The sequence below is a fragment of the Shewanella sp. SR44-3 genome (assembly GCF_014163735.1).
Lineage (GTDB): Bacteria > Pseudomonadota > Gammaproteobacteria > Enterobacterales > Shewanellaceae > Shewanella.
This window is the reverse complement of sequence record NZ_JACJDV010000004.1, coordinates 125,746-151,057: the sequence shown is the minus strand read 5'-3', so window position 1 is coordinate 151,057 and position 25,312 is coordinate 125,746. Positions and strand designations below refer to the sequence as shown.

The window sequence follows — 25,312 nt, the reverse complement described above, 5'->3', positions numbered from 1 at the left end:
CACCTTATTTATAAACGTCATCTTTGAGAGTTATCACAGAAAACACCCCGCCTTGGGGATCGGCGAGCACTGAAAAACGGCCGACATTGTCGATATCCGTTGGCGGTACACATATTTTGCCACCATTAGCTGCAGCTTTAGCGGCGATAGCATCGCAATCTTCTACCGCAAAATAGAGCATCCAGTGGGTAGGCATGTCCCCCCACTCTTCTGTCATTGCCATCATGCCACCTATGGCGCGCTCATCGACGTACCATTCGTTATATTCAAAGGCGGGCATATTGGCCAATTTGCATTGCCAGCCAAAAGCTTGGCTGTAGAAATCTTTCGCTTTAGCAGTATCGCGACACGCCAATTCTACCCAGCATAGAGCATTGTTTTCTTGGCTTCGCTTAATGCCAATATGATTAATCGCTTCCCAAACAGCAAAGCGGCTACCTTCAGGATCAGCAAATACTGCCATCTTACCCGCCTCTCCCACTGCATGGGGACCAATAAGCAGTTGCCCACCGGCTTGTTGCACCTTTGCAACCGTCGCTGGCAAGTCGTCTACCGCAAAATACACAGTCCAGTGGGTCGGCGAATTTTCTACCATGTCTACGGGCATTTGATATAAAGCAGCCACATCGTCATTGTCGATTTGCAGCATAGTATAGTTGCCTTCTGGCATTGGCATATCGAAACCATTCCAGCCAAATAATTTTTGATAAAAGGCTTTAGCCCCTTGCCAATCATGGCTAGCAAGCTCTGCCCAACAAGGCTCACCCTGACGATAGTGTGTGACTTTCATAATCTGCCCTTAATTAATTGCAACTTCAAACAGTTAAGACAAAAAAGCCCAGAAAAGCAAAAAAGTCTTCAAAAGAAGACTTTTTTATCGATAAAACCTAACTACTTAACGGTAAACAGGCAAAATATCGGCCATTGCAAGGAGATGACAAGTGGCGGTGATCGCCCCAAAAGACACCACTAAGATAATCAGTGGCGTACCGCCGGGTACTTTAAAACCGCCATAATCAGGAGAAATTTGTCTCACCTTGTAAGCGAGTAACGCAGGTACGATAACGGCCCAAATGGTCGCTGCCAACGCGGCAAAGCCTATGGCCATCAAGAAGCCGTTAGGGAATAACAACCCCAACACTGTCGGTGGAATAAAGGTCACTGCTGCTGTCTTTAAACGCCCTAAACGACTATCGTCAAAATCAAATAAATCGGCAAGGTAGTCAAACAAACCTAAGGTCACCCCGAGAAAGGATGAGGCCACCGCAAGGTTGGCAAATAAGGTCAACATATTGCTAAGCCAAGCGCTTGAAATAACCTCTGATAGTGAGGCCACAAGCACCCCCATATTGCCGCCTTTGGCAATAATATCGGCAAAGACACTGCGAGGAATATTACCCATGGTTGCCACCAACCAACAGCTATAAATCACCAAGGCAATACAGGTACCTAAGCAGATAGCTTTAACTATGGTGCTGGGATCTTTGCCGTAATATTTAACTAAACTTGGCACGTTGCCATGGTAGCCAAAACTGGCGAGTCCAAAGGGAATTGCCGCAAACAGATAAGGAATATAGCTGGCATCACCATCAGGTTCGATAAGCTTTTGCATGTCAATTTCAAGCAGTAAATTACCTATGGCAAGGAAAAAAGTTAACACCATGCCACCCAGCATTATGCTAGTTATCCTATCCACAGCTTTAGTGCTTATTAGCACCACCAACGCCAACACTAAGGCAAATACTAAACCTGCGACGCTTTGGGGCAAACTTAAGCCCAAGGTCCCTAAGCTGTGGTTAACGATAGAGCCACCACCGCTGATATAGGCATAGGTTAAAATATACAGCACAAACGCGATAGACAGGCCGTTCACTATGCGCCAAAAACGCCCTAGAGTGTGGCGTGTCAGGGTATCGAAGCTCGCCCCTGGCTCAAAATGCAGGTTCGCCTCTAACAGCAACAAGCCCGACATCAACATGCAGAACCATACTGCCACTAGCATCAACATTGAGTAGCCAAACCACATGCCCGCACCCACAACAGGTAGAGAGAACATCCCAGCCCCCACTGTGGTACCGGCGATAATCATGGCGCCGCCAAACAGAGACTTTCCACCCTGGCCATGCTTAGCCGCATTCATGTGATTAGCCATTATTGTCCGTGCTCCGCTGCAACGCTGTCGATAATCGTTTGCCTAACCGATGACCACAACAAGCCATTGGCATGATCTCTGATGCGAGATACTGCTTCTTGCTTGTCATCATTGGCTAAGTAGCCAAGCTCTTTAAGCTTTACACTCAAGGTGTTATAAAGTTTTTTATCATAAAACTCTGGCGCTGTGATGCCATGCAATGCCCCTAAACGCTGAGCTAAAAGATGGCTATCATTCTCAAGTTCAGCACGTTCAACATTCGGCTTATGGGCCAATAAATTGAAGATAATGGCATAACGCTGCAAGGTTTCACTGACGGTTTGCGCCATTAACCACAGCTGAGAAATATGGGCTTCAACGATTTGAAGGCTATCCGTCTCTTCCACTAACTGCTCTACAATCAATAGGTCGATAATGTCGTCAATGTAGGCATCTAAATCAGCGACACCCATAAACAGTTCTGCTTGAAGTAGCGGATAGAAATCATTAACTATCGCCTTAATTTCACTTCTGCTGTGAACCTCGTACTGCACTAAACAGTTAGCAATAAGCGATGGCACCACCATAAGATGGATAATATTGTTACGGTAATAGCTCATGGTCACCGCAATCTTAGGGTCAATAGAAATAATTTCACCTAAGGCATCCCTCGTCGAAATAAACTTATTTAAGCCTAAACAATGATCGACGACCTCTTTACTGCTTCCTTGTGCAACCGACGTAAACGGGGTATACGGCACTTTTTTAAGTAGATTTAAGTAAAGATCCAGCTGACGCTCAAGTTGACTGCGCTCTAGAGCATTTTGCTCCGAAGCCAATAAAATTAAGCTGGTTAAGGTCACGGCACTGGCCGCGGCGGCGCCATTAATATTGGTCATCACACGATTTGCCAGTACATTCACCGCAGGGGTAAACCAGCTTGGTTTTTGCTCAGGATCTTTTGCCAGTTCAGCGCGCCACTGCGGCGCTTGCTCGGTTAAGAAATTCTGCATGTTGATTGGCTCACCAAAATTAACATAACCTTGGCCGAAATTGCCCAGTTTACGTATGGCGCCAAACACTTGCCAAAGCGATTCTTTCTCTTTTTTCTTACCACTTAACTCTTTATGATAAGTCGCCACTTCCATCACATGATCGTAGCCCAAGTACACAGGAACTAAGGTCACTGGGCGCTCAATGCCGCGCAGCACACTGTTCATGGTCATGGCTATCATACCTGTCTTAGGCGCTAATAAACGTCCCGTGCGCGAGCGACCACCCTCAGTGAAATATTCCACCGAGTAACCTTTAGCAAATAATTGGTCTAAATATTCACGAAATACTGCGGTATAGAGCTTATTACCGTTAAAGCTACGGCGAATAAAGAAAGCACCGCCGCGGCGGAACATAGGGCCTGCGGGGAAGAAGTTAAGGTTAATTCCTGCAGCTATGTGCGGTGGCACCATGCCTTGGTAATAGAGAATATAAGAAATCAGCAAGTAATCCATGTGACTGCGATGACAAGGCACGTAGATAATCTCGTGGCCATCGTGGTGTAATTGTCTGACCTGCTCAGCGCGCTCGATATTGATGCCACTGTAGAGCTTATTCCATAACCACGTTAGGAAACGTTCAGTAATCCTCACTAGGCTGTCTGAGTAATTAGCGGCAATTTCATCAAGATAAACAATGGCGGTTTCCCGAGCTTTATCAACAGAAACTTTTTTGCTGGCAGCTTCTTCTTCGATGGCTTTTTTGACCGACTCTGACTTTAATAGTGCAGTAAACAATGCTTGGCGGTTAGGCAGCAGCGGACCAGTCATTACCTTACGCTGACGACGAAAATGCACTCGTGCCACTCGCACTAGCTTATGGGCAATACTTTTATCTGTGCCATGCTCATCAGCCATGTGGCGTAACGACACAGCATTAGAAAACTGCACAAAATTATGACGGCCTAAGAACAAAATCATAAAAAATTTACGCAGCCATGTTGGATTTTCGCGCTCAAAAACCGCCGCCTTCATGGTGTCATCTTCTTTGCCTGGGGTGCGCCCCCAATACAGGCTCACTGGCACAAGTTGAATGTCCAGTTGCTTATCTTGCTTATGCAGGGCCAAGAGCTGGGTGAAACTGTCTAAGAATTTCTCTCCACCTTCACGTTGGCCAATCATGGGCTTACGCCCTTCTAAACACACCACCCGCGCAATAGACACCTTATTTAAGGTCAGCGCTTCATAAGGGCTAGGTAAGCCAAAGCTATCAGTAATACCGTTTAAAGCAGCCAGATCACTAATGGACTCTGTTTTCATCACATAGACGACAGGTTTGCTTAGATCTAGATTCAAATCCGTCAAAGGATCATGGGGAACCACTATGGTCTGAACCAACCATTTTTGGATCCAACGTAATGATTTTAAAAATATTGAGTCGTAATTAGACATGTTTTTAGCAACACATACTCGCTGATTGTGGCCGCATAGAATAACAGAATCTATCGCGCTTTCACTACTCTGTGTGTTTTTGCAGGATTAAATCACCTAAAAAACACTGCATAAAGCTAATTAAAACCACAACTCAGACCAACCAAACAAAAATCAACTCATAATAAAAATTAAACTTAACCCTTAAAAATCAATAATAAAAAACAATTTAATGACAAAGTTATAAAAACATTTGCTTAAACCTTGCGCGGTTAAACATACTGTATATAATGACAGTCACTGTATAAAAAGACAGGATTCATCATGAGACCTTTAACGCCGCGCCAAACTGAGATTTTAGAGCTAATTAAACGCAATATCGCCGATACAGGTATGCCACCGACTCGTGCCGAGATTGCGACTCGTCTTGGTTTTAAAAGTGCCAATGCTGCCGAAGAGCATTTAAAAGCATTAGCCAAAAAAGGTTGCATCGAGATCATGCCCGGCACGTCTAGGGGGATCCGCTTAACTCAGGATGATTCAGAGGCCGAGACCGGTTTACCCTTAATAGGCCAAGTTGCCGCTGGTGAACCCATTTTAGCCCAAGAGCATGTTGAACAGTACTTCCAAGTTGATCCACAGATGTTTAAGCCAGCTGCAGATTTCTTATTGCGTGTCCGTGGTGACAGCATGAAGAATATTGGCATTTTAGAAGGTGACTTACTGGCTGTACATAAAATGCAACAGGCAAAAAATGGTCAAGTGGTGGTGGCTCGTGTGGAAGATGATGTCACGGTAAAGCGTTTTGAGAAAAAAGGTAACCTGATTTATCTTCACGCTGAAAATGAAGAATACGCACCAATAAAAGTCGATTTAACCTGCCAAAGTCTCACTATTGAAGGGCTTGCTGTTGGCGTCATACGTAATGGAGCTTGGTTATGATAAAAACAATGGGCACAGCCCCTCGCCATCCAGGGCTTTGGTTAGATACACCCAGCCAAGCCAGCAGCTCGCAAGCTATTGCCACCCTGAGCAGCAGCACCCAAGGCGCGACTGAATTAGGCCAGTTATGTGCCCAATTAGCCGTATTGAGTCAGCAAGGTCGCTGGATTGTATTGATAAATCCGCCCCATACAGACTACAAACAACAGTTAGCCCAAGCGGGCGTAAGAATGGATCGTATCCTGTTAGTTCATGCCAAAGATGAAGTTGAAACCCTGTGGGCGATGGAAAAAGCTCTCACAAGTGGTACATCCAGTGCGGTTATTACTTGGACAACGCAATTAGATGAGCGTGATAATCGCCGTCTGCAAATCGTTGCTAAGAGTGCTAGGGCCATGGGGGTCATCATTGAAGATGTGAACACTCACTTACACCTAAGCATGGCGCTTAATGCTCAAATGCCATTAAAAACCACAACTCAGTTGAGTGCTTTCCACTAATTTTTTACCAGCAGATCACAAGCCCTGCGTATTACGTGGGGCTTTTTTATACCTTTTTTCAGTGAATTAGATCTAAAAGTGATCTTGATCAATATTTAATCTGCAAGTAATGTAAGCAATGGATGCTTCTTAACAAAGCATTTACAAAAAATATAACGCTTTAATTTGGCAATCATAAGCCGATCATGAAGCGTCAAATAAGAATTGATATTTTCTGTAGTAGGCACTAGGTGAAACGCACGAGATTAATCTAAGCCATTTTTAGGCTTAACAACCACCAAGGTGCTTTGAAGTCATCAAGCTTTTTTGGGAACCGAAGAGTTTGCATAGAGCAGAGACTTACTGTGTGACTCTTCTTTGTAGTTGCTATTGCAATTAGCAGAGGAGAAGTCTTGTGAAGCAATGGTTGTATAGTTTAATCGCGGTGCTGTTAGCACCTCCCCTAGTGGCATCAGAAATGCCGCTAAATATGACTCAAGGTGTGACCGAGATCAGTGGCAAAGTCTACGATCTGCACATGATCATCTTGTATATCTGCTGTGTCATTGGCCTAGTTGTCTTTGGTATCATGATTTATTCAATGATCTACCACAGGAAATCCAAAGGCGCCGTCGCGGCCAATTTCCATGAAAGCACTAAAGTTGAAATTGCTTGGACTGTGGTGCCATTCCTAATCCTCATCGCCATGGCAATCCCGGCAACCAAGACCTTGATTGCTATGGAAGATCCCAGTGATGCTGAGCTCACCATCAAGATAACCGGCTCCCAATGGAAATGGCATTACAGCTACTTCGATAAAGACATCGAATTTTATAGCGTCCTTTCTACCCCAAAAGAGCAAATCACTGGCACACAAGCTAAAGGCGAACACTATCTGTTAGAAGTGGATAAACCCTTAGTCCTGCCTATTAATCAAAAAGTGCGTTTCTTAATGACCTCAGATGATGTTATCCACTCTTGGTGGGTACCAGCATTTGCGGTGAAGAAAGATGCCAATCCAGGCTTTATCAATGAGGCTTGGACCAAAATTGATAAAATCGGCAGCTATCGCGGCCAATGTGCTGAATTGTGCGGAAAGGACCATGGCTTTATGCCTATCGTAGTTGAAGCCGTATCCGAGGCCGACTTTGAAACTTGGCTTGGGGACCAGAAGCGCCTAGCCGATGAAGCCGCCGCCATTGCCAAAGCCGCACTTAACGAAACCTTGCCTCTTGAGGAATTGATGGCCCGTGGCGAGCAGGTCTATATGGCAAACTGCGCTGCTTGTCACCAACCCAATGGCGCGGGTCTGCCAGGGGCCTTTCCTGCACTCATCAACAGCCCGCTTATCAATGGACCTGTGATGGATCACATCAATATTGTCGTCAATGGTAAAGCGGGCACCGCGATGCAGGCCTTTGGTAAGCAGTTAACCGCCAAAGACGTTGCTGCCGTGGTGACCTATGAGCGTAATGCTTGGGGTAATGACTCTGGTGATGCGGTGCAAGCTGCTGATGTAAATGCCTTAAATTCAGCAGTCAGTACCCCAATTGAAGCCACTGACACGCCCGTTAAAGAGCCTGCAGAAGTGGTAGCAGCGGCAGAACCAGAAGTTGCAGCCACAGTTGATTTAAGCCCAAAAAGCTTGGAAGAGCATATGGCACAAGGTGAGCAAGTCTATATGAGCTATTGCGCCGCCTGCCATCAACCTACGGGTGCTGGCATACCGGGTGCATTCCCCTCACTTATCGGCAGTCCCATTATCAAAGGTGATGTATCTGCCCACATAGACATAGTGAAAAATGGTAAGCCTGGTACGGCAATGCAAGGCTTCGGCAAGCTATTGAGCCCACAACAACTGGCCGCGATTGTCACCTATGAGCGTAACGCTTGGGGTAATAACAGTGGTGACGTGGTACAGGCAACTGATGTTGTCAGTCAAGGACAGTAGGAGATAACTATGAGCACTATGACGCAAGATACTGCGACACAAGATACTGCCGCCACTGATGATCATCATCACGATGAACGCCCCAGTGGTTTAATGCGCTGGGTGTTAACCACCAACCATAAAGACATAGGCACCTTGTATCTCTGGTTCAGTTTCATTATGTTTTTAACCGGTGGCGCCATGGCCATGGTGATCCGCGCCGAATTATTTCAGCCTGGATTACAATTAGTTGAGCCTAACTTCTTTAACCAGATGACCACAGTGCACGGACTCATCATGGTGTTTGGCGCCGTTATGCCCGCCTTTACAGGTCTTGCTAACTGGCTGATCCCCATGATGATAGGCGCGCCAGATATGGCGCTGCCTAGGATGAATAACTGGAGTTTTTGGATTTTACCCTTCGCGTTTTCCATGCTGTTGGGGTCATTATTCATGGAAGGCGGCGGGCCTAACTTCGGTTGGACCTTCTACGCGCCACTTTCCACCACCTATAGCCCAGATACCACAGCCCTGTTTGTGTTCTCTGTGCACATGATGGGCATAAGCTCAATCATGGGTGCGATTAACGTGATTGTGACTATCGTCAACTTACGTGCACCTGGCATGAGCTGGATGAAGCTGCCACTGTTCGTGTGGACTTGGTTAATCACCGCTTTCTTACTGATAGCTGTGATGCCTGTGCTTGCGGGCGCGGTCACCATGGTATTAACAGATAAATACTTCGGTACTAGCTTCTTCGATGCAGCTGGCGGCGGCGACCCTGTAATGTTCCAGCATATTTTCTGGTTCTTCGGTCACCCTGAAGTCTACATTATGATCTTACCTTCCTTTGGTATCGTCTCGGCGATAGTACCCGCCTTTAGTCGTAAGAAACTCTTTGGCTACTCGTCCATGGTGTATGCCACGGCCAGTATCGCCATCTTGTCGTTTTTGGTGTGGGCGCACCACATGTTTACCACAGGTATGCCGGTATTTGCTGAGCTGTTTTTCATGTACTGCACCATGTTAATCGCCGTCCCCACTGGAGTTAAGGTATTTAACTGGGTGGCCACCATGTGGCGTGGCTCAATCACCTTTGAGACTCCCATGCTGTTTGCGGTGGCCTTTATTATCCTATTCACCATTGGCGGCTTCTCTGGTTTGATGCTGGCCATCACACCGGCGGATTTCCAGTATCACGATACTTACTTTGTGGTGGCGCATTTCCATTATGTACTGGTGACTGGGGCCATTTTCTCCATCATGGCTGCGGCGTATTACTGGCTGCCTAAATGGACTGGCCACATGTATGACGAAAACTTAGGCCGCTGGCATTTCTGGTGTTCGGTGATTTCGGTCAACGTCTTGTTCTTCCCCATGCATTTCTTAGGCTTAGCAGGCATGCCAAGACGTATCCCTGATTACGCGGTGCAATTTGCCGACATTAATCAAATTGTCTCTATTGGTGGTTTCGCCTTTGGTTTGTCACAGTTTATTTTCTTGGCCGTGGTGCTCAAATGCATCAAAGGCGGTGAAAAAGCAGCAGACAAACCCTGGGAAGGCGCAGAAGGCTTAGAGTGGACCATTCCAAGTCCTGCACCTTATCACTCGTTCACCACACCTCCAGAGGTGAAATGATATGGCCGCGCCAAGCAAGTCTAATCGCAAACTATTAAGCATATTGATCTTGAGCTCAGTGGCGATGTTTGGATTTGGCTTCGCCTTGGTGCCCTTATATGACGTCTTGTGTGATGCCTTGGGGATCAATGGAAAGCCCCAAGGCACTGCCAGCCGTTATGAGGCCGTGGTTATCGACAAAGATCGCACTGTAAATATTGAATTTATTGCGCAAATTCAACCGGGTATGGCTTGGGAGTTCACCCCAAATGTGAATCGTCTTAAGGTGCATCCTGGTGAGTTAGTCCGTACGCACTTTGTAGCCAAAAACCTCTCCACTGTCGATACTGTAGGGCAAGCTATCCCTTCTGTGTCACCTGGACAAGGGGCGGCATATTTCAATAAAACAGAATGTTTTTGTTTTAACCAGCAGCCTTTAGGGGCATTAGCCAATGCCGAATTACCGCTGATTTTTTACGTGGACCCTGATTTACCTGAGTCCATTAATACTCTGACTCTCTCGTACACCCTCTATGACATCACAGCCAAACAAGTGAGCGCCGTAGAGCAAGGAGCAGCAAAATGACCAAACATCAATCCTATTACGTGCCAGCCCAAAGTGCTTGGCCGATTGTAGGCGCCATAGGGCTATTTTTAATCGCCTTCGGGGCTGGTAACTATGTACAACAACTATCCAGTGAAGCGAGTGGTTCTGGTGGCTATCTGCTACTTGCAGGCCTTGCCATTATTATCTTTATGATTTTTGGCTGGTTTAGAACCGTCATTGAAGAGTCCATGTCGGGGCTGTATTCACCGCAGATGGACAGATCATTTAGACAAGGCATGAGCTGGTTTATTTTCTCAGAGATCATGTTCTTCGGCGCATTTTTTGGTGCGCTGTTCTACGCCAGAATGATCTCAGTACCTTGGCTTGGCGGCGCATCCAACAATGCCATGACTCACCAAGTATTATGGCCAACCTTCGAAGCCATCTGGCCACTGGTCACCACGCCAGATGGCACTAAGACTGAAGCCATGGGTTGGAACGGTCTGCCGCTTATCAACACCATCTTACTGCTGACCTCCTCTGTTACCCTGCATTTTGCTCACGTGGGTTTAGAGAAATCTAAGCGCAGCGCTATCGGCCTGTGGTTAGGGTTAACCATTATTCTGGGTATCGCCTTCTTGGTGTTACAGGTAGAAGAATACGCCCATGCCTATCAAGAAATGGGGCTGACGTTAACCTCTGGCATTTACGGCAATACCTTCTTCCTGCTAACAGGTTTTCACGGTATGCACGTCACCTTAGGCACAGTGTTTTTAATTGTGCTATTTGTGCGGGTATTGAAAGGGCATTTCAGCCCGGATAAGCATTTCGCTTTCCAGGCGGGCAGTTGGTATTGGCATTTCGTTGATGTGGTGTGGTTGTGCTTATTCTTATTTGTTTACGTGCTTTAAGGCCAATGCCTTTGAATTTACCCATAAATAAACAATGAGTTAATAAGGACGGGGATTAGGTTCAACAATGCCTAGCCCCAGCGCCACCAGCAATAACAGTACCACCAGCACTGAGTACAACACCCGCCGGCCAAGGTAATGGCTCATGGGTTGAGTTTGCTCACCTTTAACCATAATAATTAAGGCTCTAGCTAGATTAAAAATAATGAAAACAAGTAGTAACACTAGGGTGACTTTAAATATGACTAGGCTATTCACAGGCGTTCCTTTTCGAATGGTGAGCTGGGCTAATCTATTCTTGCTGTGTGTCACTGTGGGTGTGTTTCTGCTTTTGGTCAAGCTTGGTCTGTGGCAATACCAAAAGGGCGAGCAAAAGGCGCTATGGCAAGCAAGCCTAGTTCAGAGACAAAATGCACCGCCGTTAAATTTGGCGCAGTTATTGGCACAAACACCCCAAGATGAACTCACAGGATTTAACTTGAGCATCCAAGCCCAGCCAGCCCCTGCGCCGATTTTATTGCTAGATAACCAAGTTTATCAAGGTCAAGTGGGCTACTTAGCCATGCAAGTGTTTGAGATAAGCCAAGGATCATTAAGCGGCCTTGAAGGCCATCAAGCGGCTGATAATCCTGCTTGGATTTTAGTTGAACTCGGCTTTATTGGCGCCAACAAGGACAGGCGCATACTGCCAAAGATAACGCCGTTACCTCAGCGCTCCGAAGCCTATCAACTGACGGGGCGAGTCTACCAAAAACAAATTAACCCCATGAGTGATGAGCTTTATGCTGAAACGGGGAACCCACTGCGGTTTCAGAATTTAAATTTACCGGCCTTGGAACACTTACTGACACGTAAGCTAGTGCCTGTGGTGTTACAAGCCAAAGATATCAGTATTTTACCTCAACCATGGCAGCCTGTACCTATGCCTGCCAAGAAGCATTTTGGCTACGCTTTGCAATGGTTCACTATGGCTGTGGTGTTTGCATTAATGCTGTTATGGTTAAGTTATAAAAGATTGAAAAAACAACAATAACTCAATGAGAACAGAGGAGATAGAATGAACTCCCACGCCCCAATCACAACTGCGACAACGGTAACAAAAACGGTCACTAAAAAACGTCCTAAAGCGTTATTTGTGCTTATCTTGGTATTTGTACTGCCAGTGGCCTTGGCAAAATTAGTCTTAAGCCTAAATTTGTACCAAGGCGGCGCCACCAACCAGGGTGAGCTGTTAACTGGTGATATCAGCTACCAATCCCTGACTCAAGCCAACCCTAAGCCGCACTCTTGGCAAATTCTCTATTTACTCCCCAGTCACTGTGGCAGTCAATGCCAAGACAGACTCTATATTCTGCAGCAGAGTCATATTGCCCTGGGGCAAGTGAAGAATCGTGTCGCGCCCATCATCATAGTGCAATCAAACAGTGATGTGGCAGCCTTAGATAAGCTTGAGCTTAACTACAGCACTATGACTGCCAATACTCAGTTAGCAAGCCTGCTGGTTGATCAACAAATGATCATAGTCGACCCCTTAGGTAATCTCGTGATGCGCTATGACGGCATCAGTGGTCGCGACGCCAATATCACTCAGGGCAAGGCCATGCTTTCAGATCTGCGTAAAATGCTAAAGCTGTCGAGGGTTGGCTAATGACGTTGCAATCATTACTTAAAATCACCTTAGTCTTTACTTTAATGGTCATTTTAATGGGCGCATACACTCGGCTTTCTGACGCTGGCCTTGGCTGCCCAGATTGGCCAGGGTGTTATGGTCACTTAACTGTGCCCGATGAAGCCCATGAACTGAGCAAGGTGGAAATAAACTTCCCCGAGCACACAGTGGAGCCGGAAAAAGCCTGGCTTGAGATGATCCACAGATACATAGCCGGCACTTTAGGCTTATTAGTGCTAGGCATTTTAATCTTGTGCTTACGCAGCCAAGATACCCCTAAGCGGCTACCTATTTTTATTGCGCTATTAATCCTGTTTCAAGCGGCGCTTGGAATGTGGACTGTCACCATGAAGCTCATGCCCATAGTGGTGATGTCGCACTTAATTGGCGGCTTTACCCTGTTTGCCTTATTGCTACTGCTGTATCTACGCACAGGGGCCTTTAGGATCCCGGGCGGTGACAGCAAGGCAAGAGCCCTATTGCCGTTGGCCCTAGTCGCACTAGGGGTACTGGTAATACAAATTATGCTCGGCGGCTGGACGTCATCTAACTATGCCGCCCTCGCCTGCACCCAACTGCCCCTATGTGAAGGCAACTGGTTTGATAATCTGCGCTTTGCCGATGCCTTCTCACCGTTTCAGGGGCAACATCCAAGTTTTGAATATGGGGTGCTCGACTATGCGACGCGAATGACCATACATGTCAGCCATCGAATATGGGGGCTAGTGACAGCGCTGACCTTACTCTGGTTAGCGTTCAAGTTATTCAGCGCTCAGTCACAGGTGATGCGCAGCAGCGCCTACTTGCTGGTTGTTTTAGTGTTAGTTCAAATCGGGCTTGGCATATCGAATGTGGTGATGCATTTACCCTTAGGCATTGCCGTGTCTCACAATGGCGGTGCCGCACTGCTGTTACTGAACTTAGTTTTTATTAATTACGCCCTATGGCGTAAAGCATAGCGAGGACGCAACCATGGCTAAACCTCTTATCATTCCAGCGCAAAGCATGAGTTTCTCGCTATCTTGGCGTGATTACTTCGAAATGACCAAGCCCAAGGTGGTCGCCTTGATGCTACTGACAGTGTTAGTGGGCATGTGTTTGGCCCTGCCGGGCGCCGTGCCTTTGCAACCTTTAGTCTTTGGCATGCTGGGCATTGCCATGATGGCAGGTTCGGCCGCGGCCTTTAACCATCTTATCGACAGACGCATCGATGGCTTGATGGCACGCACCTATAATCGCCCGCTGCCCAAGGGAAAGTTATCGGTCAACAAGGCCTTTAGTTTTGCCTTCTCACTCGGGGGACTGGGCTTTGTGCTGCTGTATTGGTGGGTGAATCCGCTAACAGCTTGGCTCACCTTCGCCAGTTTAATCGGCTATGCCGTGGTCTATACCGCCTATTTAAAACGCGCAACCCCGCAAAATATCGTCATCGGCGGTCTTGCGGGTGCCATGCCGCCACTACTTGGCTGGACTGCGGTCACCAATGAATTACACGGTAATGCGCTGTTGTTAGTGATCATTATTTTCACTTGGACGCCGCCCCATTTCTGGGCGCTGGCCATCCACAGAAAAGCCGAATACGCCAAAGTGGACATTCCCATGCTACCTGTGACTCATGGGGTGGAATTCACTAAGACCTGCATCTTGCTGTATACCTTCTTATTAGCACTCGCCTGTTTATTGCCTGTGCTTGTGGGCATGTCAGGACCGGTATATTTAGTGGGCTCGAGCATCTTAAGTTGCGGCTTTATCTATAAGGCGTGGCAGCTTAAATACCATGATGAGCCAGGACTTGCGATGCGGGTGTTTACCTTCTCCATCTATCATTTAATGCTGTTGTTTGTGGTCTTATTGGTCGATCATTACTTATGGAGCTAATCAATTGAAAAAGCTGATTATTTCATTTATTTTACTCTTTGGCATTGGCGGCGCCGCCTTAGTGGCGCTATCACCATCCAAGGCGGTGAACACAAGCCCATTGACCTTAAGCAGCGGCTATCTTTTCGAGCAGCCTAGGGGCTTAGCGCCCTTTAGCCTCGAAGATCAGTCAGGGGCTGAATTTACTCAGGCAGAGTTCGAGGGTAAATGGAGCCTAGTGTTCGTGGGCTACACCTCCTGCCCTGACGTCTGCCCCACCACCTTGTCCAAACTTGCCGCCCTTTACCCTAAGCTTCAAGCCGTCAGCAAGGTGCCAGTTCAAGTGGTATTTGTTTCGGCCGATCCCGCCCGAGATACCCAGCAGAAACGCTTAGATTACATTAATTTTTTCAACTCTGAATTTAAAGCCGTAACAGCCCCACACGCTAAACTGTTTCCCTTTAGTCGGGATTTAGGATTTGCCTATGCTATGGTCGGCGATGGCGATGATTACCAAGTGGATCACAGTGCATCCTATGTACTAGTGTCACCTAAAGGGGAGAAGTTTGCGGTATTCAAACCTAAACCTGTGCTGGGGCAGATGGGCCAAATCAATAACAAGGAACTACTGGCCGATTTGGAGCAAATTTTTAACCGCTATTCAGCTAGCTAAAAGTAAATCTGATAATTCATCTTTGCCCATCCAGTCTAATGGGGACGCTGATTCGACAAAATCCTTATGTTCATCCATATCGATAGACTCGAATTTATTCTTGATATATAAAAATTTAACCCACAGAAGCGCAGGTACTCCCAACTTTTGAGCATCTGTGTCATTTTTATGTTTGCTGTACTCTTCAATTAAAGCCTTACCGATTTTCTCTAAAGGTGTCTGTTCTTGATCCGGACTTCTGCGGCCTTCGCCTAGAAAAAATATTCCCGAGTGTGATTTTCCAGATGAACCAAAGTGATAAGAGAAAGTTTCTTGCCAATATTCAAGTACGCTGAATCGATAAATGTTAGATGTATACGGGTTATTCGTAGCCCTAGATATAATCCCAGCTAACATTAAAATTGAATTGAGACATAAAAATACATAATGCGCCCCCTTATTAAAAAGGCAATAAGATCATAGCCGGCCCATCTCATCAAACAAAGTTTTAAGTGGTTAAAACACGTTCGTTTTTTCACCATAAATCTTAATTTTATCAAGGTTTATTTAATCCTACTCTGGGCATTTGCTTTATAATACATTTCTGTTTTTTAGTCATTTAACTATTGGGAATTGCTATGGAGTGTCGCTTGGGCTGTGGTGCCTGTTGTATTGCGCCATCTATTACTAGTCCAATACCTGGTATGCCACAGGGTAAACCTGCCGGTGAGCGTTGCATCCAGTTAAACACTGATAACTTGTGCATGATTTTTGGTCAGCCTGAACGCCCTGCTGTTTGTGGTGGTTTTGCTGCAAGTATTGATGTTTGCGGTTCCACAAATGAGCAAGCTATTTGGTTGATCACAGACCTTGAATCTTCTACCTGCTAGACTAGTGTTTATTTACGATTTGGAATTACTATGCAGTTAACACGTTATACCGATTATGGTATTAGGATCTTGATGTACCTAGCTATTCAACCTGAACGGGTTGAGTTGTTTCGAATTGCAGAGATAACTCAAGTGTTCGAATTATCGGCCAATCATGTGGCTAAAATAGTTCACCATTTGGGTAAGTTAGGCTATTTGAAGACGATCAGAGGTAAGAATGGTGGTTTTAGGTTAGCTAGGTTTGCTACAGAAATTAATTTAGGCAGCATAGTTCGTGAATTGGAGCATTCTCTTGTTCAGGTCAATTGTGGTGAACCTTATTGCCGCTTTACCCCTGTTTGTAACTTAAAGTCTATATTAGCTAAAGCGCTTGAAGCTTACCTAGCTGTATTGGATAGCTATTATCTGTCTGATATTATTAATAATAAAGATAAATTATTGGGAAGCTTGGCAGACCCTACTATTTCAGTATTAAATTTGAGTTAGCACTGGTTTGACTAGCCATCATTTCATTATTGCCAGTTGGTGGTAACAAGTGTGAAGTGTGTACTAGCTCAATTCCTGCCTGTTCAAGCCTGTGTAAATTGGCCTTAAGAAAGTGCACTGTTTCTGGGTATGGATGAGCTATCGCAATGACTTGCTTATCTTTTTTAGCCATAGCCATGATCAGATTAAATTGGCGTTGAAGCGCCACTTCACTGACATCATTATCAAGAAATACCTGACGTTTTAGTGTTGGCACCCCTAATGATTGTGCGCTATCTGCAGCTTTAGTAAACCGAGTCGTCATGCTATCGACAAAATATAAATTGTTTTGCTTAAGGCTTTGCATTACCCAGCGCATGGGATCTCGCATTTGAGTCAGCAGGCTACCCATATGATTATTTGCGCCTTTAGCAAATGGTATGCTACTGACAGCGTAGTAAAGTTGTTGTTTTATTTGCTGCTCAGTCATGTCATTAGTGAGCCCGCCAGGGCCCAACTCTTTACCATTGAGTGCTTGCATAGGTAAATGCAGCATGATTTCATGACCATTATTGTGGCCATCTTGAGCCAGTTTTTGTCCTAATGGAGTGTGTGGCAGAACGGAGAGTGTGATGGTATTTGGCAGCGATAGCACCGCCTCATCGGTTTGACGATAGCCAATATCGTCAATGATGATCGCTAGTTTTGCCGCAAAAACGGGCTGAATAAAGAGTAACCCTAAAAATATATAAAGATATTGCACTGAGTCTGCTTTTAGTTATTTGTTGTTATCCACGCAATAGCAGTATCAAGTTCATTATCCGATTGTTGAGATTGCTTCGCGATTTTATCGATTATAGGCATATTATTGGCCGCAGTTACAGCAGCAATTTCAATTTTTATATCTGGCTCTATTCCCTTGCTGTGAATATCGTTGCCTTTTGGGGTGCTGTATTTGGCTATGGTGAGCTTCATGGCATTACCTTGATTCAGCATAGGAATAAGACTTTGTATTGTGCCTTTGCCAAAACTTTTCTCACCCATTAAAGTGGCACGGTTATTCTCTTGTAACGCTGCTGCCAATACTTCAGAGGCAGATGCTGAGCCTTTATTGATCAATACCACCATAGGTACATTAGAAAAAATGGCTTCTGAAGAGGCGTAATAGGCTTCATTGGCATCAAAGAAGCGCCCCTTAGTCGAGACAATCAAACCTTTATCTAAAAATAAATCAGCAATGCCAATGGCTTGATCTAATAGACCTCCGGGGTTATTTCTCAGATCTAGAATAACCCCTGTGAGTTTATGATTTTGCCATGCGATAGCTTGCTGTCTAATCGCTGTGGTGGTGTCTTCTTGAAAGCTTGCAAGGTGTATATAACCTATCTCGTTATCGATTAGGCGAGCATTAATGGCTTCTATTTGCACTAAGCTTGGCTGTAGGCTGACATCTATCAGTGCTGCATGGTCAATTCGTTGTAAAGTGAGGCCGATAGCTTCTTTTGCTTGGCTGTGTCGTTTGATGTCTTTAAGCACTTGATTGAGGTTGTTTGCATCTATGTCATAGCCGTTGAGTTTGACTATAATATCACCAGCTTGTATACCAACTTTAGCGGCTGGAGAGCCTGAGAATGGGCTGATGATAACGATTTTATTGTCATCGGTTGCCACCTCAAAGCCAAAACCGAAATAACTGCCTTTGTTTACATCGCTTAAACTTTGGTAATCGCTATGGTTAAGAAAGTCTGAGTAAGGGTCTAGATGGGTGAAAATCCCCGCGATAGCGGCTTCGATTAATTCTTGTCTAGGAAGAGGCTTAACGTAATAGGTTTCAATGGTTTCAATGACATCCATTAACAAGGGGTAGTCATAGTCCTTGATATGATTATGGGCATGCTCGGAACTGGATAAGCTTATCGAAAGGGCAAATATTGCCCCTAAGATAAAACATAAAAGATAACGAAAATATTGCCCCATAACGCCTCCAAATACCTAAAAAGGTAATGATTAGCGATTATCAGCGACAGTAATTTGCTGGATTGACCGCTTGACCTTTGTTTCTTATTTCAAAGTATAGGCCAGGTTCAGTGCGCCCACCTGAGCGACCCACCAAGGCAATCGTTTCACCGCGGTTAATTTTGTCTCCAGGTTTTTTAAGCAATGCTTGCGCATGGCCATAAAGGCTCATAAATCCTTTGCCGTGATCGACCACCATCACCATGCCAAAGCCTCTGAGCCAATCGGCATAAATGACTCTACCAGCAGCAACGGCATTAACAGCTTGGCCTTCTGCAGCTGATAAAATAACGCCTTTCCAGTTAATTTGCCCAGAGCGGCTGCTACCAAACTTAGTGTTTAGACGACCTTTAGTGGGCCAGGGTAGCTTAGTTTTGCTGACGTTAAGGCCATCCATGGCAGGGGTTGCTTTACTGGCTTTGCTTGCGATTAGAGCTTGCTGCACCACGCGCTTAATACTGGCTTCTTCGATTTGCAATTGCTCTAACTCTGCACCTTTAGTATTTAAAGTACGTTGCAGCTGAGTTAAGGTGTGTTGACGCTGATTTTGTTCTTTGGTCAGGTTTTTTGCTTGCTTCTGTTGGGTAATCACTAGTGCATTGAGCTTTTGCTGGGTATTGATTTGCGAGGTTTTCACTTGGTTTAATTGAGTTAGGGTGATCTTTAACTCTGTTATGGCGTTCATTCTAGCTTTGTTTAAATACTGATAATACGCCAGCATACGCTCAATCGTGGCAGGGTTTTGTTGATTGAGCATCATCTTAGTGTAATCGTGATTACCTGCAAGATAAGCACTTGATAGCTGCCGTGATAAGGTGGCTTGTTGCCCTATTTTGTCACGTTCTAACCTGGTTTGTTCTTGAGTAAGCTCGGTAAGCTTTTTATTTATGGCATTAAGAGATTGCTTAGATTGATTAACTTTTTGCGCAGAATGGGCAATAGCTTTCTCGTCCTGCTTCAATAAGGCTTGCAGTTTTTCCCGCTGGCGACTGGTGTCTTGCAGGGTGTTCTTCTGTTTATTAATTTGGGCTTGTATCGCCTTAAGCTCAGCTTGACGTTTATCTATGTCGGCGCTGAGTGCAGGCAAAGGAAGCAATATAAAGCCAGCAAGAATGCTGGCTTTTAATAGTCGAATGTTCACGAGTTAGGGATTACTCTTTCAGGTCAATAATACAACGCCCGGTCATTTCCGCAGGCACTGGCTGGCCCATCAAAGATAACATAGTTGGCGCGATATCACTCAAACGACCGCCATCTTTTATGCTGGCTTTGCGGCCAACATAAATAAAAGGCACCAATTCACTGGTGTGAGCTGTATGTGCTTGGCCTGTAGACTCATCTGTCATCTGCTCTGCATTGCCGTGATCGGCTGTAATTAAACACTCGCCATCCACTTTCGCTAAGGCTTCAACAACGCGGCCTATACAGGCATCTACAGCTTCACAGGCTTTCACCGCGGCATCAAAGTTACCAGTATGCCCAACCATATCACCATTAGGATAGTTACAAATGATTACATCATACTTAGCAGATTCAATCGCTGCGACTAACTTGTCAGTAAGCTCAGTTGAATTCATTTCAGGTTGTAAATCATAAGTCGCCACTTTAGGTGATGGGATCAAGATACGATCTTCACCGTTAAATGGATCTTCTTTACCGCCATTAAAGAAAAACGTTACGTGGGCATATTTTTCAGTTTCTGAAATCCGCAACTGGGTTTTATTTAGATTCTGCAGCGTCTCACCGAAAGTATTCACTAAATCAGACGATGGAAATGCCTTTGGCGCACTGATATCAGCGGCATATTCGGTCAAGGTAACAAAGTTAGCCTTAGGCGTTACGGCACGTTTAAACCCATCGAAATCGGCATCGATAAAGCTGCGAGTAATTTGGCGTGCACGGTCGGCGCGAAAATTCATGAATATCATGGTGTCGCCATCATTTAAACTGGCTGACTGGCCTTGGGCATCAGTAATGCTAGAGGCGGCAACGAATTCATCGTTTTCATCACGGCTATAGGCAGCTTCTAATGCATCAACGGCATTAGAATAACTAAACTTTCCTTGACCTTGAGTGATTAAATCATAGGCTTGAGAGACACGATCCCAGCGATTGTCTCTGTCCATGGCGTAGTAACGGCCAATAATTGAAGCCACGCGGCCTTGGCCTAATGTAGTAAACAGATCATCAAAATGAGTTAGGCTGGCTTTAGCGCTACGTGGCGGAGTATCGCGACCGTCTAAGAAAGCGTGTAAATAAACTTTTTTAGCGCCACGCTTAACGGCCATCCGGCACATGGCTTCGATATGCTCCTCATGACTATGTACACCACCAGGTGACAACAGCCCCATAATATGAACAGCACCATTAGTATTTATCGCATCATCAACGGCTTTGCAAAGTACTGAATTTTCATCAAATTCACCATCTTCAATGGCTTTGCTTACTCGGGTTAACTCCTGATATACCACCCGGCCAGAACCGATATTAATATGACCAACCTCAGAGTTGCCCATTTGGCCATCGGGTAAACCAACATCTAGACCTGAACCTGAAATCAAGCTGTTAGGGTATTGGGCGTTTAACTTATCTAAAACGGGGGTGCGAGCGTGGAAAACCGCATTATTATGCGGGTTCTCACGGTAGCCCCAACCATCAAGGATAAGGAGTGCCAGCGGACGTTTAGCTGTCGTCATGGGAGTACCTTCTAAGTTTTAAGAGAAATATAAAGCAACAATTGTATGAATATTACTACTTATCACTGGGCTGAAAAAGGCATTTACAATCAAGCTTTGAACTACCCCATAAATTCATCATTAAAAAGCAACCCAAATCAGCTGGGTAAGGGTTTATACCATCGCCACTTAAATGATAAATCTCTTGATAGTGTGATCTAAAAATAAATCCATCGCCCGCTACATTGATATAGTGCTGCAATCTAGTGTGGCAATGGGTATACTCTTGGCCTATTAATTTTAGCCAAATTGACCATAGGCAGTACAAATGCAAGCATATATTGAGTTTTTTCAAGCGAATCCAATTCTAAGTTTGGCTTGGGTAGGTTTATTTAGTGCTCTGGTTATCAGCGTGATTAAAGCTGGTACCTCTAAAGTGAAAAATATTAGTCATCAAGAATTGACTCAGCTCGTCAACAAGCAGAATGCAAAAGTTGTCGATGTGCGTGCTAAAGAGGATTTTCGTAAGGGCCACATTATCGATGGGTTAAACATCTCACTGGCTGAAATCAAAAATAATCAGCTCAGCGCCCTTGAAAAATATAAAGCCAACCCCATTATATTAGTATGTAAGACTGGTATGACATCATCGCAAGCGGCACAATTACTTGTTAAACAAGGTTTCGAAAACATCCATAACCTTAAGGGTGGCATGGATGAATGGCAAGCAGCTAATTTGCCATTAGTAAAAAGTAAAAAGTAAAACTCAGTATTGGTTGTTGTGGGCTATTGGGGCTTTACGACAATTGATTATTTAAAGCTTGGGCAAGGTCAATTATCACCACCCAAGCATAGAATAAGCCTCGTAGAAGGCTAATTAACATTGAAAGGTAGGAAATTATGGCTGAAGCAAACAACGAACAACAAGCACCACAATTCAACATTCAGCGTATTTATACAAAGGATTTGTCTTTCGAAACACCAAACAGCCCAGCTGTATTTCAAAAAGAGTGGAACCCAGAAGTTAAACTGGATTTAGACACTCGTAGCAACAAATTATCAGATGACGTTTATGAAGTGGTGTTATCACTGACGGTTACTGCTACAAACGGTGATGAAACGGCATTTTTATGTGAAGTTCAGCAAGCGGGTATTTTCTCTATCCAAGGTTTGACAGAGCAGCAACTGGCTCACTCTTTAGGTGCATATTGTCCTAACGTGCTATTCCCGTACGCTCGTGAACTTGTTGGTAGCCTAGTTGGTCGTGGTACTTTCCCACAGTTAAACCTAGCGCCAGTAAACTTTGATGCATTATTTGCACAATATGTTCAGCAACGCCAAGCAGCAGCGGCAGAAGCGCCAGCAGTTGAAGAAGCAAACGCATAAATTTATGAATAATACTGCCGAGATTACGGTATTGGGGGCGGGGTCTTATGGCACCGCCCTTGCCATTTCTTTAGCCAGCAACGGTCACAAAACCTTGCTTTGGGGTCATGATCCTAAAGGTATGCAAGTGTTAGCTGACAGTCGTAGCAATGAGCGCTTTTTGCCTGGGATCCGCTTCCCCGATTGTTTAGCAATCGAGACTGATTTGGCTAAAGCCTTGGCTGCCAGCAAAAATATCCTAGTGGTTGTGCCAAGTCATGTGTTCGGTGATGTACTTAAACAAGCCAAACCTTTACTGCGTAAAGACAGTCGTATTGTGTGGGCGACCAAAGGGCTTGAGCCCGAAACGGGACGCTTATTGCAAGATGTGGCTCGCGAACAATTGGGTGACAGCTATCCGTTAGCGGTATTGTCTGGGCCTACGTTTGCTAAAGAGTTAGCTGCAGGGATGCCAACGGCAATCGCCGTGGCGGGCACATGCCCAAGCTTTACCAATGAATTGGTTGAGCTGCTTCATAGTCCTAAACGCCTGCGGGTTTATGCCAATGATGATTTTACTGGCTTACAACTTGGCGGTGCGGTCAAAAATGTTATCGCCATCGGCGCAGGTATGTCTGATGGCATAGGTTTTGGCGCTAACGCCCGTACAGCGTTAATCACCCGAGGCTTAGTTGAACTTACTCGTTTAGGTGTTGCTCTTGGCGCATCGGCAGAAAGCTTTATCGGCATGGCAGGTCTGGGGGATTTAGTGCTAACGTGTACTGATAACCAGTCACGTAACCGTCGTTTTGGCATGGCCATAGGTAAAGGTTGTGATGTTATCACGGCTCAAAACGAAATTGGTCAAGTGGTTGAAGGTTATCGCAACACCAAAGAAGTCTATACCTTGGCTAAGCGCCTAGGAGTAGAAATGCCCATCACAGAGCAAATTTACCAAGTCTTGTACCAAGGTAAAGCCCCTGTGGAGGCCGCGAAACAACTTCTTAGTCGCGATAAAAAGTCTGAAACAGTAAGGCAAAGTCCATAGAAATAGTCGTCATGGATTATTTCCATCAGAAATTATGGTCGTAAACAAGAGGATGCTAATGGCATCCTTTTTTGTGTTTAAAGAAAAAGACTTATTTTTTAATAACTATTTTCCTTGTCTATACAAGATAAGCCACCAAATGTGTAAGTGAAAGGCAGGCGTCCAAAGCTTGTAGAAAAACTGAATTGAAGAGCAGCATAGATTGGAGCCTCTAAAGCTTGAGCGGTAAACCAGTATCACAGCTAGCCAATCATCAGCTGAATGCTACAATAGCGACACTTTTTGCTTAGCATTAATTAAGTGCTAACGATTTACACAAACTCAGTTGCAGTTGGAGAGAGACAGTGAAACATCATGACGTAATTATTATCGGTGCAGGCGCCGCAGGGTTAATGTGTGCTCTGACTGCTGGTTACCGAGGCCGTGATGTGCTGCTACTGGATAATGCCAAGCAACTTGGGCGTAAAATCTTGATCAGCGGTGGCGGCCGCTGTAATTTCACTAATCAAAAGGTTGAGCCCGCTAATTTTATCTGCGGTAACAGTCATTTTGTAAAATCAGCACTAGCACGCTACCCATCACAGCAGTTTATCGAAATGGTTGATCGCCACGGTATTGAATACCACGAGCGGGATCATGGCCAGCTGTTTTGCAATGACTCAGCCAAAGAAATAGTCGCCATGCTCACCACAGAATGTGATTGGGCGGGGGTGAATATCAAGCTGCGCACTGAAATACTGACTATCGCTAAGACTGAAACTGGCCAATTTATGCTAACCACATCGGCAGGTGATTTGAGCTGTGACTCGTTAGTCATCGCCACCGGTGGGCTTTCAATGCCCAAACTTGGCGCCACGCCTTTTGGTTATCATATCGCTGAGCAGTTTGGCTTAAAGGTACTGCCAACACATGCAGGCCTAGTGCCTTTCACTTGGCACTTGGAAGATAAAACCCGCTTCGAGCCACTTTCAGGCATAGCAGTGCCCAGTAGAATCACTGCAAAAGATGGCACTCAATTTAGTGAAGCGCTGCTATTCACCCATCGTGGCTTATCTGGCCCGGCTATCTTGCAAATTTCTAATTACTGGAAAGCCGGCGAAACCATAGAAATCGACTTACTGCCCAATATGGATGCGGCAAACGCGCTGGAGTTACAACAAGTTGCCCACCCCAAGCAAAGCCTTAAAAACACTTTAAGTCTTTGGTTGCCTAAGCGGCTGGTGGAAGTGTTATTTGATGAAGCCTTGTTAAACAAGGCATTAAATCAACTGCTCCACGCCGAGCGCGCCGCCGTTGTGGCCAATTTACACCAGTGGACAGTATTAATGAATGGCACCGAAGGCTATCGCACCGCCGAAGTCACCCTTGGGGGCGTGGATACTAACGAGCTATCGTCGAAAACCATGGAGGCCAGCAAGGTACCCGGGTTATTCTTTGTCGGCGAAGTCATGGACGTCAGTGGCTGGCTTGGAGGGTTCAACTTCCAATGGGCCTGGGCCTCAGGGGTCGCCGCCGGCCAAACGGTGTAGTTTGTTTTGGCACAATAAAGTTTGTACACAAGCAATAAAGTTTGTACATAAGTTCATTTTGGAATAATAAAGTCTGTACACTAAGCTATAATTCACTTTATCAAATGCTATGGAGTGAATTAACTTGGGACGGTTTAGGAAGCTAGAGAATCTTAAAGATTATCAG

At 45.4% G+C, this 25,312-nt stretch carries 26 protein-coding genes; 17 read left to right on the top strand and 9 right to left on the bottom strand.

Features of this window, described 5'->3' with window-relative positions:
• Window positions 1–4: 4 nt before the first annotated feature.
• The 3 genes from H5073_RS03945 to plsB all read right to left on the bottom strand — a co-directional run bounded on the left by H5073_RS03945 (window position 5) and on the right by plsB (window position 4,575).
• Window positions 5–790 carry a VOC family protein gene (locus tag H5073_RS03945; protein WP_182677196.1) on the bottom strand — a complete coding sequence of 262 codons (786 nt, stop codon included), beginning with the start codon at window positions 788–790 and terminating at the stop codon, window positions 5–7.
• Window positions 791–895: 105 nt separating this feature from the next.
• Entirely contained in the window at window positions 896–2,152 is a 1,257-nt protein-coding gene (gene mtr / locus H5073_RS03940) for a tryptophan permease (RefSeq protein WP_182677194.1), read from the bottom strand.
• Window positions 2,152–4,575 (bottom strand): glycerol-3-phosphate 1-O-acyltransferase PlsB, encoded by a 2,424-nt coding sequence (gene plsB, locus H5073_RS03935; protein WP_182677192.1) that lies wholly within the window; start codon window positions 4,573–4,575, stop codon window positions 2,152–2,154. The genes mtr and plsB overlap by 1 nt, the downstream gene beginning before the upstream one ends.
• Before the next feature lie 303 nt (window positions 4,576–4,878).
• Between plsB and lexA the strand changes: the two genes are divergently transcribed.
• The 6 genes from lexA to H5073_RS03905 all read left to right on the top strand — a co-directional run bounded on the left by lexA (window position 4,879) and on the right by H5073_RS03905 (window position 10,980).
• Entirely contained in the window at window positions 4,879–5,496 is a 618-nt protein-coding gene (gene lexA, locus H5073_RS03930; protein ID WP_182677190.1) for a transcriptional repressor LexA, read from the top strand.
• Window positions 5,493–5,996 carry a cell division inhibitor SulA gene (locus tag H5073_RS03925; protein WP_182677188.1) on the top strand — a complete coding sequence of 168 codons (504 nt, stop codon included), beginning with the start codon at window positions 5,493–5,495 and terminating at the stop codon, window positions 5,994–5,996. Before lexA ends, H5073_RS03925 begins: the two co-directional genes overlap by 4 nt.
• 394 nt (window positions 5,997–6,390) lie before the next feature.
• Window positions 6,391–7,926: a cytochrome c oxidase subunit II gene (gene coxB, locus H5073_RS03920; RefSeq protein WP_182677186.1), complete on the top strand. Its 1,536-nt coding sequence runs from the start codon at window positions 6,391–6,393 to the stop codon at window positions 7,924–7,926.
• A gap of 9 nt (window positions 7,927–7,935) precedes the next feature.
• A complete protein-coding gene (gene ctaD / locus H5073_RS03915; protein WP_182677184.1) occupies window positions 7,936–9,543 on the top strand; it encodes a cytochrome c oxidase subunit I in 1,608 nt (535 codons plus the stop codon).
• A gap of 1 nt (window position 9,544) precedes the next feature.
• A complete protein-coding gene (locus H5073_RS03910; RefSeq protein ID WP_182677182.1) occupies window positions 9,545–10,108 on the top strand; it encodes a cytochrome c oxidase assembly protein in 564 nt (187 codons plus the stop codon).
• Window positions 10,105–10,980: a cytochrome c oxidase subunit 3 gene (locus H5073_RS03905; protein ID WP_182677180.1), complete on the top strand. Its 876-nt coding sequence runs from the start codon at window positions 10,105–10,107 to the stop codon at window positions 10,978–10,980. The genes H5073_RS03910 and H5073_RS03905 overlap by 4 nt, the downstream gene beginning before the upstream one ends.
• Window positions 10,981–11,019: 39 nt before the next feature.
• Here the strand turns inward: H5073_RS03905 and H5073_RS03900 are convergent, their stop codons facing one another.
• Entirely contained in the window at window positions 11,020–11,238 is a 219-nt protein-coding gene (locus tag H5073_RS03900; protein WP_182677178.1) for a DUF2909 domain-containing protein, read from the bottom strand.
• Here H5073_RS03900 and H5073_RS03895 point away from each other — a divergent pair.
• The 5 genes from H5073_RS03895 to H5073_RS03875 are packed head-to-tail and all read left to right on the top strand — an operon-like array spanning window position 11,222 to window position 15,179.
• A complete protein-coding gene (locus H5073_RS03895; RefSeq protein ID WP_220487891.1) occupies window positions 11,222–12,013 on the top strand; it encodes an SURF1 family protein in 792 nt (263 codons plus the stop codon). The two genes, H5073_RS03900 and H5073_RS03895, sit on opposite strands and share 17 nt — an antisense overlap.
• Window positions 12,014–12,037: 24 nt before the next feature.
• Entirely contained in the window at window positions 12,038–12,628 is a 591-nt protein-coding gene (locus H5073_RS03890; protein ID WP_182677174.1) for a hypothetical protein, read from the top strand.
• Complete coding sequence (locus H5073_RS03885) at window positions 12,628–13,608, top strand: heme A synthase (protein ID WP_182677172.1); 981 nt, start codon at window positions 12,628–12,630, stop codon at window positions 13,606–13,608. Before H5073_RS03890 ends, H5073_RS03885 begins: the two co-directional genes overlap by 1 nt.
• Window positions 13,609–13,621: 13 nt before the next feature.
• Window positions 13,622–14,527 (top strand): heme o synthase, encoded by a 906-nt coding sequence (gene cyoE, locus H5073_RS03880; RefSeq protein ID WP_182677170.1) that lies wholly within the window; start codon window positions 13,622–13,624, stop codon window positions 14,525–14,527.
• Window positions 14,528–14,531: 4 nt separating this feature from the next.
• Entirely contained in the window at window positions 14,532–15,179 is a 648-nt protein-coding gene (locus H5073_RS03875) for an SCO family protein (protein WP_182677168.1), read from the top strand.
• Here H5073_RS03875 and H5073_RS03870 read toward each other — a convergent pair.
• Window positions 15,168–15,575, bottom strand: a complete 408-nt coding sequence (locus tag H5073_RS03870; protein WP_182677166.1) for a hypothetical protein — start codon at window positions 15,573–15,575, stop codon at window positions 15,168–15,170. The two genes, H5073_RS03875 and H5073_RS03870, sit on opposite strands and share 12 nt — an antisense overlap.
• A gap of 221 nt (window positions 15,576–15,796) precedes the next feature.
• On the opposite strand from H5073_RS03870, the gene H5073_RS03865 reads away from it, so the two are divergent.
• Together H5073_RS03865 and H5073_RS03860 are read left to right on the top strand one after the other, a co-directional pair.
• On the top strand, window positions 15,797–16,048 hold the full coding sequence (locus tag H5073_RS03865; RefSeq protein ID WP_182677164.1) for a YkgJ family cysteine cluster protein: 252 nt from the start codon (window positions 15,797–15,799) through the stop codon (window positions 16,046–16,048).
• Window positions 16,049–16,078: 30 nt separating this feature from the next.
• Entirely contained in the window at window positions 16,079–16,534 is a 456-nt protein-coding gene (locus H5073_RS03860; protein ID WP_182677162.1) for an Rrf2 family transcriptional regulator, read from the top strand.
• On the opposite strand, the gene H5073_RS03855 is transcribed toward H5073_RS03860, so the two are convergent.
• The 4 genes from H5073_RS03855 to gpmM are packed head-to-tail and all read right to left on the bottom strand — an operon-like array spanning window position 16,509 to window position 21,225.
• Window positions 16,509–17,276, bottom strand: a complete 768-nt coding sequence (locus H5073_RS03855; protein ID WP_182677160.1) for a divergent polysaccharide deacetylase family protein — start codon at window positions 17,274–17,276, stop codon at window positions 16,509–16,511. The two genes, H5073_RS03860 and H5073_RS03855, sit on opposite strands and share 26 nt — an antisense overlap.
• An 11-nt stretch (window positions 17,277–17,287) precedes the next feature.
• Window positions 17,288–18,490, bottom strand: a complete 1,203-nt coding sequence (locus H5073_RS03850) for a S41 family peptidase (protein ID WP_182677158.1) — start codon at window positions 18,488–18,490, stop codon at window positions 17,288–17,290.
• A gap of 40 nt (window positions 18,491–18,530) precedes the next feature.
• Window positions 18,531–19,670 carry a peptidoglycan DD-metalloendopeptidase family protein gene (locus H5073_RS03845; RefSeq protein WP_182677156.1) on the bottom strand — a complete coding sequence of 380 codons (1,140 nt, stop codon included), beginning with the start codon at window positions 19,668–19,670 and terminating at the stop codon, window positions 18,531–18,533.
• 10 nt (window positions 19,671–19,680) lie between these two features.
• A complete protein-coding gene (gene gpmM, locus H5073_RS03840) occupies window positions 19,681–21,225 on the bottom strand; it encodes a 2,3-bisphosphoglycerate-independent phosphoglycerate mutase (protein ID WP_182677154.1) in 1,545 nt (514 codons plus the stop codon).
• 307 nt (window positions 21,226–21,532) lie between these two features.
• On the opposite strand from gpmM, the gene H5073_RS03835 reads away from it, so the two are divergent.
• The 4 genes from H5073_RS03835 (at window position 21,533) to H5073_RS03820 (ending at window position 25,146) form a co-directional block, all read left to right on the top strand.
• Window positions 21,533–21,967: a rhodanese-like domain-containing protein gene (locus H5073_RS03835; RefSeq protein ID WP_182677152.1), complete on the top strand. Its 435-nt coding sequence runs from the start codon at window positions 21,533–21,535 to the stop codon at window positions 21,965–21,967.
• A 137-nt stretch (window positions 21,968–22,104) separates the two neighbouring features.
• Entirely contained in the window at window positions 22,105–22,590 is a 486-nt protein-coding gene (gene secB, locus H5073_RS03830) for a protein-export chaperone SecB (protein WP_182677150.1), read from the top strand.
• A 4-nt stretch (window positions 22,591–22,594) separates the two neighbouring features.
• Window positions 22,595–23,617, top strand: a complete 1,023-nt coding sequence (gene gpsA / locus H5073_RS03825; RefSeq protein WP_182677148.1) for an NAD(P)H-dependent glycerol-3-phosphate dehydrogenase — start codon at window positions 22,595–22,597, stop codon at window positions 23,615–23,617.
• Between the two features lie 344 nt (window positions 23,618–23,961).
• Window positions 23,962–25,146: an NAD(P)/FAD-dependent oxidoreductase gene (locus tag H5073_RS03820; protein ID WP_182677146.1), complete on the top strand. Its 1,185-nt coding sequence runs from the start codon at window positions 23,962–23,964 to the stop codon at window positions 25,144–25,146.
• The last annotated feature ends 166 nt before the right edge of the window (window positions 25,147–25,312 follow it).